This window comes from Paraburkholderia franconis, from assembly GCF_009362735.1.
Taxonomy (GTDB): Bacteria; Pseudomonadota; Gammaproteobacteria; order Burkholderiales; family Burkholderiaceae; genus Paraburkholderia; species Paraburkholderia franconis.
The window spans coordinates 16,556-33,641 of sequence record NZ_WHNP01000051.1; the positions used below are offsets into that span (position 1 = coordinate 16,556).

Annotated in this window: 15 protein-coding genes and 1 pseudogene; 6 read left to right on the plus strand and 10 right to left on the minus strand. The window is 61.8% G+C overall.

What is annotated here, in order from left to right:
* Positions 1-232 precede the first annotated feature (232 nt).
* From GCT13_RS34435 to manD, 5 genes are read right to left on the minus strand one after another with little or no spacing between them, the layout of a single operon-like run.
* On the minus strand, positions 233-1,078 hold the full coding sequence (locus GCT13_RS34435) for a GntR family transcriptional regulator (RefSeq protein WP_152766021.1): 846 nt from the start codon (positions 1,076-1,078) through the stop codon (positions 233-235).
* Positions 1,079-1,108: 30 nt separating this feature from the next.
* Positions 1,109-2,407: an MFS transporter gene (locus GCT13_RS34440; RefSeq protein WP_152766023.1), complete on the minus strand. Its 1,299-nt coding sequence runs from the start codon at positions 2,405-2,407 to the stop codon at positions 1,109-1,111.
* Positions 2,408-2,465: 58 nt separating this feature from the next.
* A complete protein-coding gene (locus GCT13_RS34445; RefSeq protein WP_152766025.1) occupies positions 2,466-3,503 on the minus strand; it encodes an L-idonate 5-dehydrogenase in 1,038 nt (345 codons plus the stop codon).
* 52 nt (positions 3,504-3,555) lie between these two features.
* Positions 3,556-4,926, minus strand: coding sequence for an MFS transporter (locus GCT13_RS34450; RefSeq protein ID WP_152766027.1), 1,371 nt, complete (start codon positions 4,924-4,926; stop codon positions 3,556-3,558).
* 39 nt (positions 4,927-4,965) lie between these two features.
* Positions 4,966-6,174 (minus strand): D-mannonate dehydratase ManD, encoded by a 1,209-nt coding sequence (gene manD, locus GCT13_RS34455; RefSeq protein ID WP_152766029.1) that lies wholly within the window; start codon positions 6,172-6,174, stop codon positions 4,966-4,968.
* Between the two features lie 94 nt (positions 6,175-6,268).
* Here manD and GCT13_RS34460 point away from each other — a divergent pair, with 94 nt between their 5' ends.
* A complete protein-coding gene (locus tag GCT13_RS34460) occupies positions 6,269-7,738 on the plus strand; it encodes a mannitol dehydrogenase family protein (protein WP_152766031.1) in 1,470 nt (489 codons plus the stop codon).
* 463 nt (positions 7,739-8,201) lie between these two features.
* On the opposite strand, the gene GCT13_RS34465 is transcribed toward GCT13_RS34460, so the two are convergent.
* From GCT13_RS34465 to GCT13_RS34480, 5 genes are all read right to left on the minus strand, one after another.
* A complete protein-coding gene (locus GCT13_RS34465) occupies positions 8,202-9,194 on the minus strand; it encodes a tyrosine-type recombinase/integrase (protein ID WP_152766033.1) in 993 nt (330 codons plus the stop codon).
* Positions 9,191-9,769 carry a tyrosine-type recombinase/integrase gene (locus GCT13_RS49745; protein WP_321574817.1) on the minus strand — a complete coding sequence of 193 codons (579 nt, stop codon included), beginning with the start codon at positions 9,767-9,769 and terminating at the stop codon, positions 9,191-9,193. The genes GCT13_RS34465 and GCT13_RS49745 overlap by 4 nt, the downstream gene beginning before the upstream one ends.
* Positions 9,682-10,128, minus strand: a complete 447-nt coding sequence (locus tag GCT13_RS49750; RefSeq protein ID WP_227747153.1) for a site-specific integrase — start codon at positions 10,126-10,128, stop codon at positions 9,682-9,684. The genes GCT13_RS49745 and GCT13_RS49750 overlap by 88 nt, the downstream gene beginning before the upstream one ends.
* Complete coding sequence (locus GCT13_RS34475) at positions 10,125-11,372, minus strand: tyrosine-type recombinase/integrase (protein ID WP_227747154.1); 1,248 nt, start codon at positions 11,370-11,372, stop codon at positions 10,125-10,127. The genes GCT13_RS49750 and GCT13_RS34475 overlap by 4 nt, the downstream gene beginning before the upstream one ends.
* A gap of 668 nt (positions 11,373-12,040) precedes the next feature.
* Positions 12,041-12,325: a DUF3303 domain-containing protein gene (locus GCT13_RS34480; protein ID WP_152766035.1), complete on the minus strand. Its 285-nt coding sequence runs from the start codon at positions 12,323-12,325 to the stop codon at positions 12,041-12,043.
* 156 nt (positions 12,326-12,481) lie between these two features.
* On the opposite strand from GCT13_RS34480, the gene GCT13_RS34485 reads away from it, so the two are divergent.
* From GCT13_RS34485 to GCT13_RS50650, 5 genes and pseudogenes are all read left to right on the plus strand, one after another.
* The gene (locus tag GCT13_RS34485) at positions 12,482-13,084 is read left to right on the plus strand and encodes a sigma-70 family RNA polymerase sigma factor (protein WP_152766037.1); all 603 of its coding nucleotides are present in this window, start codon (positions 12,482-12,484) and stop codon (positions 13,082-13,084) included.
* The gene (locus tag GCT13_RS34490) at positions 13,081-13,803 is read left to right on the plus strand and encodes an anti-sigma factor (protein ID WP_152766039.1); all 723 of its coding nucleotides are present in this window, start codon (positions 13,081-13,083) and stop codon (positions 13,801-13,803) included. Before GCT13_RS34485 ends, GCT13_RS34490 begins: the two co-directional genes overlap by 4 nt.
* Positions 13,804-13,883: 80 nt before the next feature.
* On the plus strand, positions 13,884-14,468 hold the full coding sequence (locus GCT13_RS34495) for a fasciclin domain-containing protein (protein ID WP_152766041.1): 585 nt from the start codon (positions 13,884-13,886) through the stop codon (positions 14,466-14,468).
* Positions 14,469-15,092: 624 nt separating this feature from the next.
* Positions 15,093-16,238: an extracellular catalytic domain type 2 short-chain-length polyhydroxyalkanoate depolymerase gene (locus GCT13_RS34500; RefSeq protein WP_227747155.1), complete on the plus strand. Its 1,146-nt coding sequence runs from the start codon at positions 15,093-15,095 to the stop codon at positions 16,236-16,238.
* Positions 16,239-16,394: 156 nt separating this feature from the next.
* Positions 16,395-16,992: pseudogene (locus GCT13_RS50650) on the plus strand (glycoside hydrolase family 15 protein); the annotation flags it as partial.
* Positions 16,993-17,086 lie beyond the last annotated feature (94 nt).

A 17,086-nucleotide genomic window follows, 5' to 3' on the forward strand; every position in this document is an offset into this window, starting at 1 on the left:
TGCCACGTCGTCTCGAAGGCAAGTCTCTTCGATCACCTAATTTTCGATGCGCTCGTATGAGCATCGAAACCGCGCCGTCCAGATTGCTAGCTCGATGGGCGAAAACCAATATCCGTCAGAGAAGTGACCTGTTCCTTGGCGTGATGTAGAAGTGTTAGGCCCGCGCTGTACAAGACCCCGTCCCATCGATCGCAATAAGAGGAGCAATCTGTCCCCGCAGAGCAAAAAAGCGCTAGAGCATCAGCCTCATCGCCTCTGGTTCGTCCGGTTCGAACCAGTCCGGATTCAGTTGCGCCACCGGCCCGAGCGACACCAGAATCTCTCGCAGATGCGCGCGCATCGCGTTTTCCGCGGCGTCGGGATCGTGCGCCTTCAGCCCGCTCACGATCAGCGCATGCTGCTTGATCAGCAGATCCAGCGGCGACACTTCATGCAGGCTCAGATAGCGCACCCGGTCCATCTGCGCCTTGATGTCCTGGATCGTCTCCCACGCCGCAACGCAATCGATGGACTGAGCGATCAGAAAGTGAAACTGCTCGTCGCAGGCGAGAAACGCGGCCGTGTCGTTGAGCCTGGCGGCTGCCTTCTGCTCACGCAGATTCGCGGTGAGCTCCGCCAGTTGAGCATCGGTGATGGCGTCGGCGGCCTTGCGCACAACGGCAGCCTCGATCGCCTCGCGAATGAAACGCCCCTCGCGTACCTTGCGCGGGGAAATCCGCTTCACGAACGTGCCGCGCTGAGGCAACACCTGCAGCACGCCGGCCTCGACGAGCTTGATGAATGCTTCGCGTACGGGTTGACGGGACACCTGAAACGCCTCCGACACCTCTTTCTCCGAAAGCGGTGTGCCGGGCGCGAGCAGGCCGGTAAAAATCGCCTCACGCAACGAGCGGAAGATCTGCTTGCCGATCGGCTCGTGCGATTCGACGGACAAACCCGCCAGCGCGCCGCGCAGCGGCGTTTTCTGCTCGCTGGACACCACGCGTGCGCGACTCGCGGCAGGTGGTGCAACGGTCAGCGCGCCGGTTCCTTTCTCGCGCCGCGACGCGGCCTTCGGGCTTGCTATTTTCGTGTCCATACCGGGTAATCGAAGACTAATATCGCAAAACTACCATACTAGTTTACGCTCTGCTGGCTCTTTTTGCGATCTGGGCTCGCGGATGAAAACAAGCGCACACAGCGCGCCGATCACGGCAATCGCCCCCGCCAGCACAAACGCGCTGCCGTAAGCGCCGTGCGTCACCTGCACGATGAAGCCGGTCACGGCCGGTCCAATCACGCCCGCGAGATTGGCGAGCAAATGCACGAACCCGCCGACGCCGCCCACGTTCTCACGGCGCACGGTGTCCTGAATCACCGCCCAGTAGACCGAACCCGTGACATACAGGAAGAAGATCGACACCGACATCAGCGCCACCGCACCCTGCATGCTCTGCACGCGTCCGGCGAACCCGACGCACACGGCCGCCGCGCCGAGACAAACCGACAGCACGATCCGGCGCGACGACAACGGCTTGCCAGTCAGACGCAGGATGAAATCGGTGATGAAACCGCCTGCCGCGAGTCCGATACTGCCGAGCACCCACGGGATTACGGTAGCAATGCTCATGTCGTGCAGCGACATATGATGCGCTTCCGTCAGATAGGTCGGAAACCACGACAGGAAAAAGAACAGCACGTAGTTGTAGGAGAAGAACGCGAGCGCGGTCGCCAGAATGATCGGTTGCTTCAGGTAGAAGCCGAGTCCCGTCTTCTTGCCGGCAGGCGCATGTTCCATCGACGAAACCTGCTGCTGGCCCGAGACGATCAGATCGAGTTCGGCCGGCTTCACACGACTGTTCTGCCGCGGATGCTCGGTCGTGGTCATCGACCAGAGCACGAGCCACGCGAGGCCGAACACCATGATCGCGACGAACGCCCAGCGCCATCCGAACTCGATCGCCATATAGCCGACGACGGGGCCCGCGAGCGCGCCGCCGAGCGGCGTACCCGAGCTGATGACGCCGATCGCGCTCGCCACTTCACGGCGTGGGAACCAGTTGTTCACCATCTTGCTGTTCGACGAACTGAACGGCCCTTCACCCATGCCGAACAACACGCGCAGCACGATCAGGGAAACGATCCCGCTCGCGAGCGCCGTCGCGCCGCAGAAGATCGACCAGATACCCATCGCACCGCCGAACACTTTCTTCGCACCGAATTTGTCGGAAGCCACGCCGCCGATGAAATTGAACAGCGCATAGCCGATGAAGAAGCTGCTGAACACGATGCCCATCTGCGCATGCGAGAAGTTCAGGTCTTTCTGGATCAGCGGCGCGGCAATCGAGAGCGCCGCGCGGTCGAGGTAATTGATGACGCCCGCGAGAAACAGCAGGCCGACGACGAACCATCGCTGGCTCTTGATCATGGTGTGTGTCTCCAGTACTCCGCCTCTTTGTGTGTCCGGGCGGTTCATGTGGAAAGGGTTAGTCGAAGTGCAGATGAACCTTTATCGACTGGGTGCGGTCATGCGCGACTTCGAAAGCGCGGTTGGCTTCTTCGAGCGAGAATACGTGCGTCATCAGCGGGCGCAGATCGATCTTGTGCGCGCCGAGTTCTTCGGCAGCGACGGCGTATTCGTCGGTAAAGCGGAACGAACCCTGATACCGAAGCTCTTTCGACATCACGAGATTCGCCGCCACGGGCGATTGCCCCGCCGGCAGATTGCCGACCTGAATAACCGTGCCGCCCGCGCGCGTGGCGCGTAATGCAGTATCGAGCCCAGCCGTACTGCCCGACGCTTCCAGCACCACATCGAAAGTGCCGCGCTGCTGCGCCCATTGATCGATGCGTGCGTGATCGGTGGCGAGCACGCTTTCGTCGGCGCCGAGTGTCGTCGCCATCTGCAACGCTTTCTCCGCGAGATCGAGCGCAACGATCCGGTGTGCGCCCGCACGCTTCGCCACCGCGAGCAGAATGCAACCGATCGGTCCACAACCCACCAGCAGCACCTTCGCTCCGACGAGCGACCCGGCGAGCCGCAGCGCGTGCAGCGCCACCGCGAGCGGTTCGGCCATCGACGCCTGCGCGAAGTCGAGTCCGTCCGGCACGGGCACGCACTGATGCGCACTCACCGCAATGAACTGGCGGAACATGCCTTGCATATGTGGAAACGTCGATGCGCTGCCCATGAAACGCATGTTCAGGCAATGATTCGGCATGCCCTTGACGCAGTACCTGCAGGTGCCGCAGTTGAGTCCGGGATTCACGGCGACACGTTGCCCCACGGCGAGACCACTCACGCCTTCGCCGAGCACCGCGACTTCACCCGCGACTTCATGGCCCAGCACGAACGGTTCGCGCACCGCAAAGTCGCCGCTCTTGCCCTTGAAGTAGTACGAGAGATCCGAGCCGCAGATGCCGCCGGCACGCACGCGAATCTGGACCTGACCGGCTTGCGGATGAGGCGCATCGAGTTCGTCGATGAGGAGTTTCTTCGGTTCGTGAAGAACGGCTGCAAACATGGTCGTGGTCCTGTATCGAGGTGTTGCCGTATCGGCGTGCTCAGTGGTGCGATCAGTGGCGCGCGGCGAATGCAGCGGAAGCGTGCGGTTCGCGCGAGGCCGCTTCGCGTTGCGGCGCGCCCCAGTCATGGAGATCGCCGCCGCGTCGCGCGGGAGCGGTTTCGGGTAGAAGGAAAATGCAGACGGCCGAGATGATTCCGAGCAGCGCCACATAGATGACAAGCCCAATCGAATTGCCGTGCGTCGCCTGAATCAGCTTGACCGCGACGAGTCCCAGCACACCGCTGCCGATCAGCGATCCGATCTGCCAGATGAGCGCAATGCCGCTGCATCGAACGCGCGCCGGAAACAGCTCGGGGAAAAGCGAGGCCTGAGGCGCATAGCACAGGCCGTGACCAACCGAGATCGCGAGAATCATCGCCGCCTGAATTGCGAGGCGGTTGCCACTGTCGACTGCATGAAACAACGGTACGACGAGCAGCACTTGCAGCACCGCGCCCGCGATGAAAGTCGTGCGCCGGCCAATGCGGTCCGATAGCGCGCCCGCCATCGGAATCGCGAGCAGTTCAAGTACCACGGCGACGATAATCGTCTGCAGCAGCAGGCTTTCGCTGATGTTGTGCGCACGTCCGTAGGCGAGCACGATCATCGTGTACATCGCGAAGGTGCACGCCTCGATCAGCTTTGCGCCGACGCCTTTCACGATAGTCGGTCCGAACTGTTTGACCACCTCGACGACCGGCCGCGACTCGACTGCCTTGGTCTCGCGGATGCTGGCGAAAATCGGCGATTCTTCCGTGCGCAGCCGGATATACAGGCCCACCACGACCAGCACGATGCTGCCCAGAAACGGCAGGCGCCAGCCCCAGTCCATCAGTTGCGCATGCGTGAGCGTTGCGCTCAGCAACGCGAAGAGACCGGACGGAATCAGAAAGCCTGCCGGCGCGCCGAGCTGCACGAGACTCGCAAAAAAGCCGCGTTCGCGAGGTGGCGCATACTCCGCCGTCAGCAGCACCGCGCCCGCCTGTTCGCCGCCGACGCCGAAACCCTGCAGCACGCGAATCAGGATCAGCGAGGCAGGCGCCCAGATGCCGATCTGCGAATAGTCGGGCAACAGGCCGATCACGAACGTTCCAAGCCCGACAACCAGGATCGTGACGATCAGCGCCTTCTTGCGTCCGATGCGATCGCCGAAATGCCCGAACACGATGCCACCAAGCGGCCGCGCCACGAAGCCCACGGCATACGTTGCGAATGCCGCGAGCGTGCCGATCAGCGGATCGCTCGACGGGAAGAACTTCGCGCCGAACACGAGCACCGCGGCCGTGCCGTACACGAAGAAATCGTAGTACTCGGCGGCGGTGCCGATTGTCGATGCAGCCGCCACGCGCCGCAACATCGCACTGGTTTTCTTGTCTGCCATGCCTGTCTCCTGGCCGTCGTTCTATCTATCGATGGGGGCTTACCAGTTCCACAGCGTGCCGTCTTCGAGCCGCGCAACGGGCAGATACGCCGGGTCGTAGGGATAGCGCGCGGCCACTTCCTCATCGATATCGACGCCATGACCCGGTGCCTCGCCCGGATGCATCATGCCGCGATCGAAGGTCCACGCATGCGGGAACACGTCGAGCGCTTCCTTCGGGAAACCCATGTATTCCTGCACGCCAAAATTGGGCACCCACAGGTCGAAGTGGAGCGCCGCGCCCATGCAGACAGGCGACAGATCCGACGGGCCGTGACAGCCCGTGCGCACCTGATAAAGTGAAGCGAAGTCGGCGATGCGCTTCAGGTGTGTGATGCCACCTGCGTGCGTCAACGTCGCGCGGATGTAGTCGATCAACTGCTCTTCGATCAGTTGCTTGCAGTCCCAGATGCTGTTGAACACCTCACCGACTGCAATTGGCGTGACCGTGTGTTCGCGGATCAGACGGAAGCCCGCCTGGTTTTCAGCGGGCGTCGGGTCTTCCATCCAGAAGAGCCGATAAGGTTCGACGGATTTGCCCAGGCGCGCTGCTTCGATGGGCGTGAGACGGTGATGCACGTCGTGCAGCAGGTGGGTATTGAAGCCAAACTTGTCGCGCACGGCTTCGAAGAGCTTCGGCACGAAGTCCAGATACTTTTCCGATGACCAGCTTTGCTCCTCGACGGCACCTTTGGTCGCGGGCTCATACATGCCGGGGCCCTTCGAGACGCCATAGACCGAACGCATGTTCGGCACGCCGCACTGGATGCGGATCGCCTTGTAGCCGGCTTCAATGTGCTCTTCATAGCGGTCGAGCGCCTCGGGAATATCACGCCCGGTCGCGTGGCCGTACACCATCACGCCTTCACGCGACGCACCGCCCAGCAGCCGGTACAGCGGCAGGTTCGCCACTTTGCCGAGAATGTCCCACAGCGCCATGTCAACAGCGGCGATTGCAGTCATCGTTGCGGGGCCGCGGCGCCAGTACGCGCCCTTGTAGAGAAATTGCCAGATATCTTCGATTCGTCCCGGATCGCGCCCGATGAGCAACGGGCAGACATGGTCCTTGAGATACGAAGCCACCGCGAGTTCGCGGCCATTCAACGTGGCATCGCCGATGCCGTGGACGCCCTCGTCCGTGACCACCTTGAGCGTGACGAAGTTGCGGCCGGGACACGTGACGATCACATCGGCGCGGACGATTTTCATGGGGATTTCCTTGAGTCGCATTCGATGGAGCTGATGCTACCATACAAGTATATTCAATCGTCAACAACGGGTTTTCCCGCGCTTGGGACCAGACATGACCGACAGACCATCGCTTTGCCGTAGTGCCCTCGACTCATTGAACGACCACGTGCTCGGGCCGGCATGGCGCGATCCGCGCATCGGCATCGTCCATCTGGGGATTGGTAACTTTCATCGCGCGCACGAGGCCGTTTATACGGAGGAAGCGATGCTCTCGGCAGGCGGCGACTGGGGCATCTGCGGCGTGACGTTGCAGGGCGACGTGGTCAAGCGCGACGCGTTGATGGCGCAGGACGGCTTGTATAGCGTGGTGGAACGCGGACCCGAAGGCGTGCGCGTCACGGTGATTCGCGCGCTCAAGGAAGTGCTCGCAATGCCACACGATCGCGCGCGTCTGTTCGAATTGCTCGCCGATGAAAACGTGCGGATCGTCTCGCTGACGGTCACAGAGAAAGGCTACTGCCGCGATACGCGAACGGGCGATGTAGACCTGAGCCACGAAGGAATCACGCACGATCTGGCGCATCCTGACAATCCGTCGACTGTACCGGGCATTCTCACCGCCGCGCTCGGGCAAAGACGCGACGCCGGCACGCCGCCTTTCACCGTGCTGTCATGCGACAACCTCTCGCACAACGGTGCCGCACTGAAGCAGGCAGTCGCGTCTTACGCACGCGTACTCGACGAGGAACTCGCCGACTGGATTGACTCACATGTCGCGTTTCCGTCGACGATGGTGGACCGCATCGTGCCCTCAACCACCGATGCGGAACGCGACGCCGCGCTGAGCGCATTAAATTTTCACGACGCCGTGCCCGTGCCGTGCGAGCCGTTTCGCCAATGGGTGATCGAGGATCGCTTTCCGGCAGGACGCCCCGCGTGGGAGCGAGTCGGCGCGCAACTCGTCGACGACGTGATGCCGTTCGAACTCGCCAAGCTGCGCATGCTCAACGGGACGCACTCGACGCTCGCGTATCTCTCGATGCTCGCTGGCTTCTCGACGATCGATGAAGCGATCGGCCATCCACCTCTGAGAGCACTGGTCCACGCGATGATGACGGACGAAATCGCGCCTACGCTTGACGTCCCACCCTCGTTCGATGTGCTCGCCTATCGAGATGCGCTGCTCGCGCGCTACGCAAACACGGCGCTCAAGCATCGCACCGCGCAGATTGCGATGGATGGCAGTCAGAAGATCCCCCCTCGGCTGCTGGCGACAATCGAGGCCCGTATGAACGCGGGACAATCGATCGAACGGTTGACACTGGCCGTTGCAGCATGGCTCGTGTTCCTGCGCGGCCACGCCGACGATGGCACGCGCTATGAAATCAACGACCCGATGGCTGTGCGCCTGAGTGCAGATGTCCCCACCGACCCGGAACAACTCGTCGAAACCATGCTGTCGGTCAAGGAGGTGTTCCCGCCCGAACTGGCGAACCACGACGTTTTCCGGCGACAGCTAGTGCAGGCTGTCCGGCTCATCCAGCACGGGGCACTACAAGCCATTGCGATTGAGCGCGGCTGACGTGGCGTGTCTTCTTTCGCTAGTCAACGGCGCACGGCCATCCATCGCTACGGAGATATCGTTCCACGCCGCGAAGGTCGTCCGGAGATTGTTGACTTGCAGGCTGTACAGATTCCGTCGGGAAACCGACGTTCGACTGCGCCTCCACACGGACCGGTAACAAACCGCTTCCGGCCCGAATCCGGGCGCACAGCGAACGAACCAAATCGGTAGAGTCGAGATGTGGCGCGGTAGCGGTAGGTTCGGTTTGTCTGTTGCCGCCCCTTTCGTTTGGCGGTGCCCAAGTAACCTCGCCGTAGCCCCGTTTCCACACCCCGCTCATCGAACCGGACATGCAGATCTCCCGCATCAAATGAGTTCGACCACATTGTGCGATAGGTGGCGTTGGCTCAAATGTGGTCTTGCGGCGCCCGAGCCGGAATCGTCACAGGATCCGTCCAGCTGAACGCCACATAAAAGCCTGCTACAAGGACCGGAGAAACGCCATCAGCGCCGGATCGTTGGCCCACCGCTTGTTCGCTTTCCGATCGCTGGGGATAGCAAGCCGCGCCAGGGCGTTGGCCTTTGTCTCCAGGTCAATTTCGGCGTAGACGTTGGTCGTATCGATGGAGACATGACCAAGCCACGCCCGTACGGTAATGATATCGACACCGGATCGAAGCAGGTGGGTCGCAGTTGAATGTCTGATGCTGTGCGGGCTGACGCGCTTGGATGCGAGCGAGGGCATCTTGGCTCGCGCCTTGACAGCGTAACGCTCTACGACCGCGTGTATGCCGAAACGCGTCAGGGGTTGCCCACAACGATTGAGGAATACCCGTTCCTGCGGTGGACGTTGGCCAGCGAGGTTGCACAGCTCGTGGACGGTGTCGGCCCATAACGGACACTGACGCGGTTTGCGTCCCTTGCCGAGAATGCTCACGCTGCTGGAGATCGCATCGACGCTGCCGATGGTGAGGTGGGCCGCTTCGTCCGCCTGCGCACCGGCATTGTAGAGAAACAGCAACAGGGCGTAGTCACGGCGACCTTGAGACGTACGCCGATCTGGACAGGCAAGGAGCGCATCCATTTCAGGTTTGTCGAGATAGGGTATCGCCGCTCTTGTAGTCTTCTTGTAGGGGATGCTGCGCAGCTGGGCGCACCATTGGATATGTTCCGGGCTGTGCTCGCCAACGAATCGAGCCAAAGCATGGATAGCAGCAAGGCGCTGATTCCGCGTCGCGCCGCTGCATCCGCGACAGACTTCGATATCTGAGAGGAAGTCCCGGACGGTCTCGGCCGACACATCTGTCATTGCCAGCCGGTCGACCGGTTTATGGGCACGAGCCGAAACGAAAGGAATCAGTTGGCACAGCGTGTCGCGGTAGCTCTGCTGGGTGTTGCGAGCGAGGTTCCGCTCGCCGATCAGGTGCTCGAGCAGGAAACGCCGGGACCCATGGGCCAAGTAGCATTGCGTCATGCATGATCGTCACCTCCCCGAGCGTAGCGCTCGAACCGTACGCTCGCCTGTCGCAGCAGCTCAGGCGTCATGGTCAGGTAGCGTTGAGTGGCGGCAATATGCACGTGACCAAGATAGGTTGCCAACTGAGGCAGCAAGCGTTGTACGTCGGCACCTTCGCGATACCAGGAGACCAACCGGGTAACCGTATAGGTGTGCCGAATATCATGAAGTCGTGGCTGATACCGCGCGCCATCGTCACGATATACCGGTGCGCGTTCGCGTAACTGTTTGAAGGCATACTCGGCGCCGGCTCTGGACAGGCGCTGTCCGCGTTCCGTCAGCAGGAAAGCGGCGTCAGGACTGAGCGGCGGCCATTTGTTGCGTTCGGCGGCATACTGAACCAGCACCGATGTTAGATCTGGTCCGGTGGGCACCAGCCGGGTCTTGTAAAATTTGCTTTCACGGATGCAAAGGATTCCAGAGTCCAGATCTACATCCGCCAGATTCAGACCGACAGCCTCGCCGATGCGAAGCCCGGTACCATAGAGCAGTAAAAGGAGTGTGTCCGGCAGGGTAGCGACGACAGATTGCAGCGCTCACGATCCGCCGTCGCCGCCAGTAGACGCTTCATCTCTTCTCGCGAATAGATGTACGGCACGAAGGTTCGGGGTTCCCTTGGTACCGTTAAGGGTAATGGCGAACTGTTGGTGTAGCTGCGAGCAATGGCAAAACGGTAGAAGCCGCGCAGCGCGCTGAGCTTGCGATGCCAGAAAGCCGTGATGGGACCATTGCCGGCGAGGAAAGTATAGACACGATCCGCGTCGACCTCGCGCATATCGATGTCGCCGAGCGTTCGATAAAAGGACTTCAAGGTACGCGCTTCAGTGGCAAAGCGCATCCCCAGTGACTGTTTGTAGGCCACGTACGCGGCGACCGCTTCAGCCAGTTTCATAGCAGGTCTCCCAAGGCAAAGTCGGCAACCTGCCTCAGGCCAGCCCGATCGACCTTGGCATAGGTGCGCGTTGCATAGGCGCTGCGATGACCCAGGTGGTCACCGATTTCCTTGAGCGAGAGTCCCTCAGCCACGAGGCGGGTCGCGCACGCGTGTCGAAGGGAATGCGGTCCACCACGACGGCAACTGATGTTCAGAACCCGCAATCGTCGGTTGACCAGGTAGTGCAAACTCGTAGGCGCGAGCGGACGAAACGGCGCTCGTATGGTGAGAAACAAGGAGCGCGAGACAATGTGAGGTCGCACCTGTTCCAGATACCGCAGAATTGCTCCACCTACCTCGATTGCAAGCGGGTAGTCCTGTTTGCCCCGCTGCTTTGGACGGCTGATGTGAAGGATGTCATGTTCCCAGTCCACGTCGTCCAGAGTCAAGGCAACGACTTCCCCCCTTCTCAGTCCGTAGACCGCCAGGAGCAACAGAATGGCCCGGTCCCGGTTATCATGGGGACTATCCGTATCGGTGCTGCGAATGAGTCGCTGCACGTCTTCCCACTTCGGCCCGACTGGAAGCGTCTCGTGGCTGAACAGACGTGGTCCTTCGATACCGGCGGCGAGTCTCTTCGAGCACCAGGTTTGCTCGCCCGCGTAGCGGAGGAAACTTCGCAGCGCGCCGGCAAGGCTGGCCATCGATACCCGGGACCAGCCTTGCTCTCGTCTCACCGTAAAAAAGGCGTCGACCTGTTCGAGCCGCATCTCACCGATGCTGCTTCCTTGCTCGCTGAGCCAGCACAAAAACGCCTGAACGTGCCAGCATCGATTGTGGATCGTGTGTGACGACAGCCCGCGCTCCTCGCGCAAGTAGCTGTCGAACCGTTGAACCAGATCGGCGAATGGCGGCGTCTCCGATTGTTGCTCCTGCAGTCGTCCCAGGAAGCGAAGCCAGGCCGTCGCGGTCTGAATAAACCGTTCCCGAGAGAACCGTCCCGTCAGGATTCGCTGATGCCGTCGCTGGTAACGAACCCAGCGATCGGCTGCCATCTCGACCTCCGCGGACGGAACCAATCGCCCGTTGTCGAGCGCTATCCGCCGCGAGATAGCCAGGAGCTCAGGGGCAAGGCCCAACAGCGTTGAATGGGCTGCGCCGCCCTGTGCGCAGTGGGCCAGATAGCGCTCTCGATCATCGGCCGATGGACCATTGCAATGACGAGCCAGTACACGAGGGTAATGAAACAACGTATCGAACATGATCGGATCTCCGATTTGACCTTCGGATCTCCGACGCTACGCCGACGCCAATTTATGTGGCCTTCAATAGGCCTACACTGCTGACGAACCTCGTCCCGTTCCCGCAAGACCACATTTGAGCCAACGCCACCTATCGCAAAAAATGTGGTCGAACTCATTTGTTGCGGGAAAACCGCATGCACGGTTTGACGTGGCGGGAGCTGGAAACGTGACTATGGCAGCCGGACTGAGGTCCACCGCGAAAGCGGTGGAGAGACCACCGGAGCCTACCGTGCGCGCGCCAGTTCTCGACCCTACCTTAGGGGGCCGCGCCGCAGCAGTGCGGCGCGGCTACCCCGACCGGTCTACGTCGGTGGATCGGCCGCGACACGCCCATCGAGTACAACATGGTCGTCAAGAGCCACCCCGATCCATGCCATCATCGGCAAGCAACGCGGCCGCTCTCTACTCCGCTGCCTGAGCCGGTTCGGGCAAGAGCTTCGATGGGCCCAAGATCTCGACGCGCACATTGGACATGCCGGCGCGACTCGAGCTCCAACGCAGCCAACTCGCCGACTTCCCTCGCCGCCTCCCAGTCCGCGAGGCTTTGCACCCATCAAACAAACGGTTACTGATACCGTCGCCGATGGCCACCGCCGGCAGGGACTCCATTGCGTGCGTTTCCGCGACTACTGCTTTGGCGCGCTTTGGAAGACCTCGCTCAGATGCTGGTCCTCAAGGACGGGCGTGATCTGCAGCGCCATCAAGTCGTTCCACATGTAGGCGAACTGGGTGAGCTTCTTTGGGTCGGTTGTCTCGAGCAAATCGAAGCCACCGCTCAGATCGACTCTCGTCCACCTGCCGAGCAACGTGACGCCTTCGGGCGGCAGTCCCCCGGTCTTCTGGAATCGTTCGATGGCTTCGGCCCGGACACGCGCGTCCGGGGCCCATGTGAATGTCAGAATGAATTTCATTGCCTGCCTCCTTGATGGTTGCCCGTTGGCACCTCATATACGTGCCGTCGAATCCGGCGGATGCAGGGTCGTGAACGGAACTGTCTGCAATGCGCGGCTCGCTGATACACTGCCAGCCGAGAGCAGTTTTCGTGCAGCGTTCAATCGGTTGCAGGCATGATGGACACGTCACGCAATACTGGGGGCGACGACCTTGGTCCGCTGGGCGAATCGGACACCAGCCGTCGGGATCGCTTGAACCGGATTCTGCTGCGTGTGGCGCGAGGCGACCAGGCGGCCTTTGCCGAGCTCTATCGCCTCACGTCATCCAAGCTGTTTGGTGTCTGTGTGCGGATGTTGCGCGATCGCGGCGAGGCCGAAGACATGCTGCAGGAGGTCTACACCACCGTGTGGCGGCGCGCGGACACGTTCGATCCGTCACGCGCCAGCGCGATCACCTGGCTGGTGACCCTGGCGCGCAACCGCACGATCGACCGGCTGCGCCAGCACCGCGAAGCGCAGTTGGACGATGCGGCGGATCCGGATATCGTCGATGACCAACCGTCGCCGGCGGCGATCGCCGAGCGGAGTCAGGAGCGGCGGCGTCTCGAGCGCTGCCTGGAAGCGCTCGGCGAGCAACAGCGCAAGGCGGTGCGTGAGGCCTTTTTCTCCGGCGTCACGTATAGTGAGCTGGCGGGACGTGCAAGCGTGCCGCTGGGCACCATGAAAAGTTGGATTCGGCGCAGCCTGATGCAGCTCAAAGCCTGTCTCGAACGATGAGCACGTCCTTTGACCACGATGACGAGGAGCTGCGTTGCGCCGAGTACGCGCTGGGCCTGCTCGACGCGGCTGAACGCGGCGAGGTTGAAGCTGCGATGCGGCGCGATCCGGGTCTTGCCGCGCGAGTGGCGCGCTGGCAGCAGCACCTGGCGCCGCTGGCCGAGGACATCGGTGAAATTGCGCCGCCCGCAAGCGTATGGACCCGCGTGCGGTCCGACCTGGGTTTCGTCACGCCGGTGCACGCCGAGCCACGCGCGCGATGGTGGGACAGCCTGCCATTCTGGCGCTGGATTGGGATCGGCGCGAGCCTCGCGGCGGCATCGCTGGTGACGGTCACCGTCGTGTCGATTCGTCAGTCGTCTGTAACGACGGTGGCGGGCGAGTACCTCGTTGCCAATATCGCGCCAAGCGGTGGCATCGCGCACTGGACCGCGACGGTCGATCTCAGGAGCGCCCGCGTCGTGGTCGTCCCGGCAAGCGTTACGGCCGTCGCGGCGGGCCGTTCGACCGAACTCTGGCTGATTCCGCCTAGTGCCAAGGCCATCTCGCTCGGCGTCATCGCCTCCGATCAACCCACCACGGTCGCATTGCCCCGCGACGTACTGGCGCGCATGACGACCCAGGCGGTGCTGGCGGTCTCGCTGGAGCCGCGCGGCGGCTCGCCTACCGGGCAGCCCACCGGCCCGATCCTGGCCACTGGAGCGGTGCGCGGGACCTGAACGCATCCGCACGATCACTCCGCTCGTATCTGCTGCCGCTTCCGATCCCGGAGGCTGGCACATTCGACGGAGATGACAAAATGCGAATTCACGACAGCAGGAAATTCATCGGCGCGGCGCTCACGTTCGCGCTAGCGCTCGGCCTCAGCGCGCCCGTAGTCGCGGCGGATTCGACGACCACGAACGAAACGGTGATGGTCGGCGGCGCTGCGATGTATCCGAGCAGGAACATCGTGCAGAACGCGGTCAACTCGAGCGACCACACCACGCTGGTCAGCGCGATCAAGGCGGCAGGCCTGGTGGACACGCTTTCGGGCGACGGACCGTTCACGGTGTTCGCCCCGACTAATAAGGCGTTTGCGGCACTGCCGTCCGGCACGGTCGACATGTTGCTCAAGCCGGAACACAAGAACAGCCTGATCAAATTGCTCACTTACCACGTGGTGCCGGGCCGGCTCACCGTGCGCGATTTCGACCGGGCGATCAAACAAGGCGGCGGCAAGGCAACGCTGACGACGGTCCAAGGCGACACCCTCACGCTCGGTCGCGATGGCAAGTGGCTCACGGTCAGCGACGACAAGGGCGACGTCGCGCATGTCACGATCAGCAATGTGATTCAGTCCAACGGCGTGATTCACGTGGTCGACGCCGTATTGATGCCATGAGGGCTCACCTCGTCTTGTGAGGCGCGTGCCGTCCGGCACCCGTCCGTAGGCCGGGCGGCACGCAGCGCCAATGCGTGGCACTCAGAGAAGCCGCTGGCGCGACAAGGAATATAGAGAGGCGCCACTCCAGCAGCACATTGTTCCCGTGGCGAGCCTCACTTACATCCGGACGACGCTATACACGGATCTTCCGCGTATATCGGCTCGACGGCAAAAAGCAACTTGCACACGGCCTTGGCCTACGCACGGTCCATACGGGACTGCGACCAAGTGCACTTGGCTGCCTGCGAGCGTATGCGAAATCATGAAGGCTCGGCGGATCCAGTTCCTCGGGCCGAGCTTGCTGTAGCCGTAGTTGATCGGCTGAAAACTTTGGCGACGTCGCACTCTAGCCCGTTTCTTCCAGCCACGCTCACATGTGCGCGGTCAGGTGCTTCAGGTCACACGCTAACGACGTATTGGCTCGAAACGACCTGCATCCAGTAATGCCTCGCTCCGTCGGGTACAAGGGGGATCGCGTGAAATCGGGCTTCAAATGCGCACCCCGCTCTTCGTCCTATCGAAAGGAATTCCCGCGTCGCGATCGCACGGCCGTACGCAAGGCGTGGAGTAAAGTTTTCGGCGATGCGTCTGCAGGCAATGCACCCCAAGGGGAGGCGAGCCGTGAGAGTCATTCTTTACGTCCGTGCCATCGCCTTGTCGATGCTGTCAGCACATGCTTACGGCAATCCAGCCACCTATCCGCCATTACCGGCGCTTAACATTGACATCTCGGAAACGTCCGTCTCCGGACTCTCGTCAGGCGGATTCATGGCGGTGCAACTGGCAGTTGCCTATTCGTCGATCATCAAGGGCGTGGGGGTTATCGCGGCCGGTCCGTACTACTGTTCCCAAAATGACCTTCTGATTGCCACGTCCCGATGCTCGTGCACCATCCAGCCGTCCAGCGCCTGCGACGTCTCGCAAACCAGCACTGATGTGCCGAAGCTCGTCTCGTTGGCGAGGGCTTCTTCGGCAAGTCACAGCATTGACGATGTCGCGAACATCACGCGGCAACGCATCATCACAATCTCGGGCGCGAGCGACGCGACCGTACCGCCGCCAGTCGTCACGCAATTACAGCAGTTCTATGCCGCACTGGGCGTGCCGGCGCAAAGCATCTCGAAGGTCGAGCTCGCCGATGCCGGCCATACGATGCCCACCGCGAACTATGGAGTCGCGTGCGCCAGGAGTGAATCACCCTTTATCGGCAAGTGCCATGTTGATGGCGCGAAAGACATCCTTGGGTGGATCTACGGTCCCGACCCGCTCGTGGCACCTGGTACGACGACGCGACAGGGTCGCTTCATCCGTTTTGACCAGACCCGCTATCTGCCCACGAACCGCCCTTCGAGTTTCACCTGGACGACGGGCATGGATACGACCGGCTGGCTCTATGTACCGAACGCCTGTGATGCCGGTGCAGCTTGCCGGTTGCACGTCGCGCTGCATGGCTGCGAGCAGGGTCAGGACTATCTGCCGCTCAGCTCGCGGTCTGCGGGCCTGTTCTATGGCACGACATTCATCCGGCACGCAGGCTACGCGCAGTGGGCGGACAACAACCGGATCGTCGTGCTGTTTCCGCAGGCTGTTTCCATTCCCGGACTCAACCCGAACGGCTGCTGGGACTGGTGGGGCTACACGGACAGTCACTTCGCCGACCAGCAAGGCATTCAGATGCGCTCGATCCGTAACATGATCGGACAGCTGACCTCTGGCGTCAGGCGTTGATCGACCGGCATTGCGGGAGTACGGCGATTCGAGGATGACGCGATGAGACTCGTAACCATGCGTCGGGCAGCGACTGCGGCCGCAACCGCGTTGCTGGTCAGCCTCGCTCACGCGACGGCTGCGGAAGAAGCGTTCGGCAGTCCGGGCGTCGCGGCGATGCACGGACCAGCGCAGAAGTTCTTTCTCGGCACTGCACTGAGTCCCTCCTCGCAGATCTATTTCACCGGGTACCGTGGAATCGTGTCGGAGGTGTATTACCCGGTGCTGGATACGACGGAGACGGTCGACCTTCAGTTTCTCATCGGCGATGCCGCCGGCACCTTGGTCGACGAAGAAAAGCTCGCGTCGTACAGCGCGAAACAGACCGATCCGCGCGATGAGCTGGGAGGTCACAACGGGCGATGCCACCCACGACTGGCAGGTTCGCAAGACAATCTACACGGATCCCACACGCAATTCGCTGATCGAACGTGTCACCTTACAGGTACTGAGCGAAAAAACACTGGGTGACTTCCGGTTGTATCCGCTCTTCAAGCCGCATCTGGATAACGTCGGCTCAGGCAACACGGCATCCGCCGCAGTCAGCAGCGATGGCCGGACGATGCTCGTAGCCAGCCGCAACTCCCGCTATGCGGCGCTCGCATCTTCGCTACCGTGGATGATGCAGACCGGCACGACGATGGTGTCGAACGGCTTTGTCGGACGCAGCGATGCCTGGACGGATCTGCTTGGCGGAGCATCGCCCGACAGAAAGATGGACTGGACCTATTCGTCGGCGACAGGCGGCGACGTTGCGCAAATGTGCTGGTTCGACCCTGGCTTCAGCCGGATCGGCCGCTTTCCGCAGA

Bases quoted from the DNA above. Each gene is read 5' to 3' on its own strand.
- GCT13_RS34435 (WP_152766021.1), bottom strand. From the start codon at position 1,078: ATGGACACGAAAATAGCAAGCCCGAAGGCCGCGTCGCGGCGCGAGAAA.
- GCT13_RS34440 (WP_152766023.1), bottom strand. From the start codon at position 2,407: ATGATCAAGAGCCAGCGATGGTTCGTCGTCGGCCTGCTGTTTCTCGCG.
- GCT13_RS34445 (WP_152766025.1), bottom strand. From the start codon at position 3,503: ATGTTTGCAGCCGTTCTTCACGAACCGAAGAAACTCCTCATCGACGAA.
- GCT13_RS34450 (WP_152766027.1), bottom strand. From the start codon at position 4,926: ATGGCAGACAAGAAAACCAGTGCGATGTTGCGGCGCGTGGCGGCTGCA.
- manD (WP_152766029.1), bottom strand. From the start codon at position 6,174: ATGAAAATCGTCCGCGCCGATGTGATCGTCACGTGTCCCGGCCGCAAC.
- GCT13_RS34460 (WP_152766031.1), top strand. From the start codon at position 6,269: ATGACCGACAGACCATCGCTTTGCCGTAGTGCCCTCGACTCATTGAAC.
- GCT13_RS34465 (WP_152766033.1), bottom strand. From the start codon at position 9,194: ATGACGCAATGCTACTTGGCCCATGGGTCCCGGCGTTTCCTGCTCGAG.
- GCT13_RS49750 (WP_227747153.1), bottom strand. From the start codon at position 10,128: ATGAAACTGGCTGAAGCGGTCGCCGCGTACGTGGCCTACAAACAGTCA.
- GCT13_RS34475 (WP_227747154.1), bottom strand. From the start codon at position 11,372: ATGTTCGATACGTTGTTTCATTACCCTCGTGTACTGGCTCGTCATTGC.
- GCT13_RS34480 (WP_152766035.1), bottom strand. From the start codon at position 12,325: ATGAAATTCATTCTGACATTCACATGGGCCCCGGACGCGCGTGTCCGG.
- GCT13_RS34485 (WP_152766037.1), top strand. From the start codon at position 12,482: ATGATGGACACGTCACGCAATACTGGGGGCGACGACCTTGGTCCGCTG.
- GCT13_RS34490 (WP_152766039.1), top strand. From the start codon at position 13,081: ATGAGCACGTCCTTTGACCACGATGACGAGGAGCTGCGTTGCGCCGAG.
- GCT13_RS34495 (WP_152766041.1), top strand. From the start codon at position 13,884: ATGCGAATTCACGACAGCAGGAAATTCATCGGCGCGGCGCTCACGTTC.
- GCT13_RS34500 (WP_227747155.1), top strand. From the start codon at position 15,093: ATGCGTCTGCAGGCAATGCACCCCAAGGGGAGGCGAGCCGTGAGAGTC.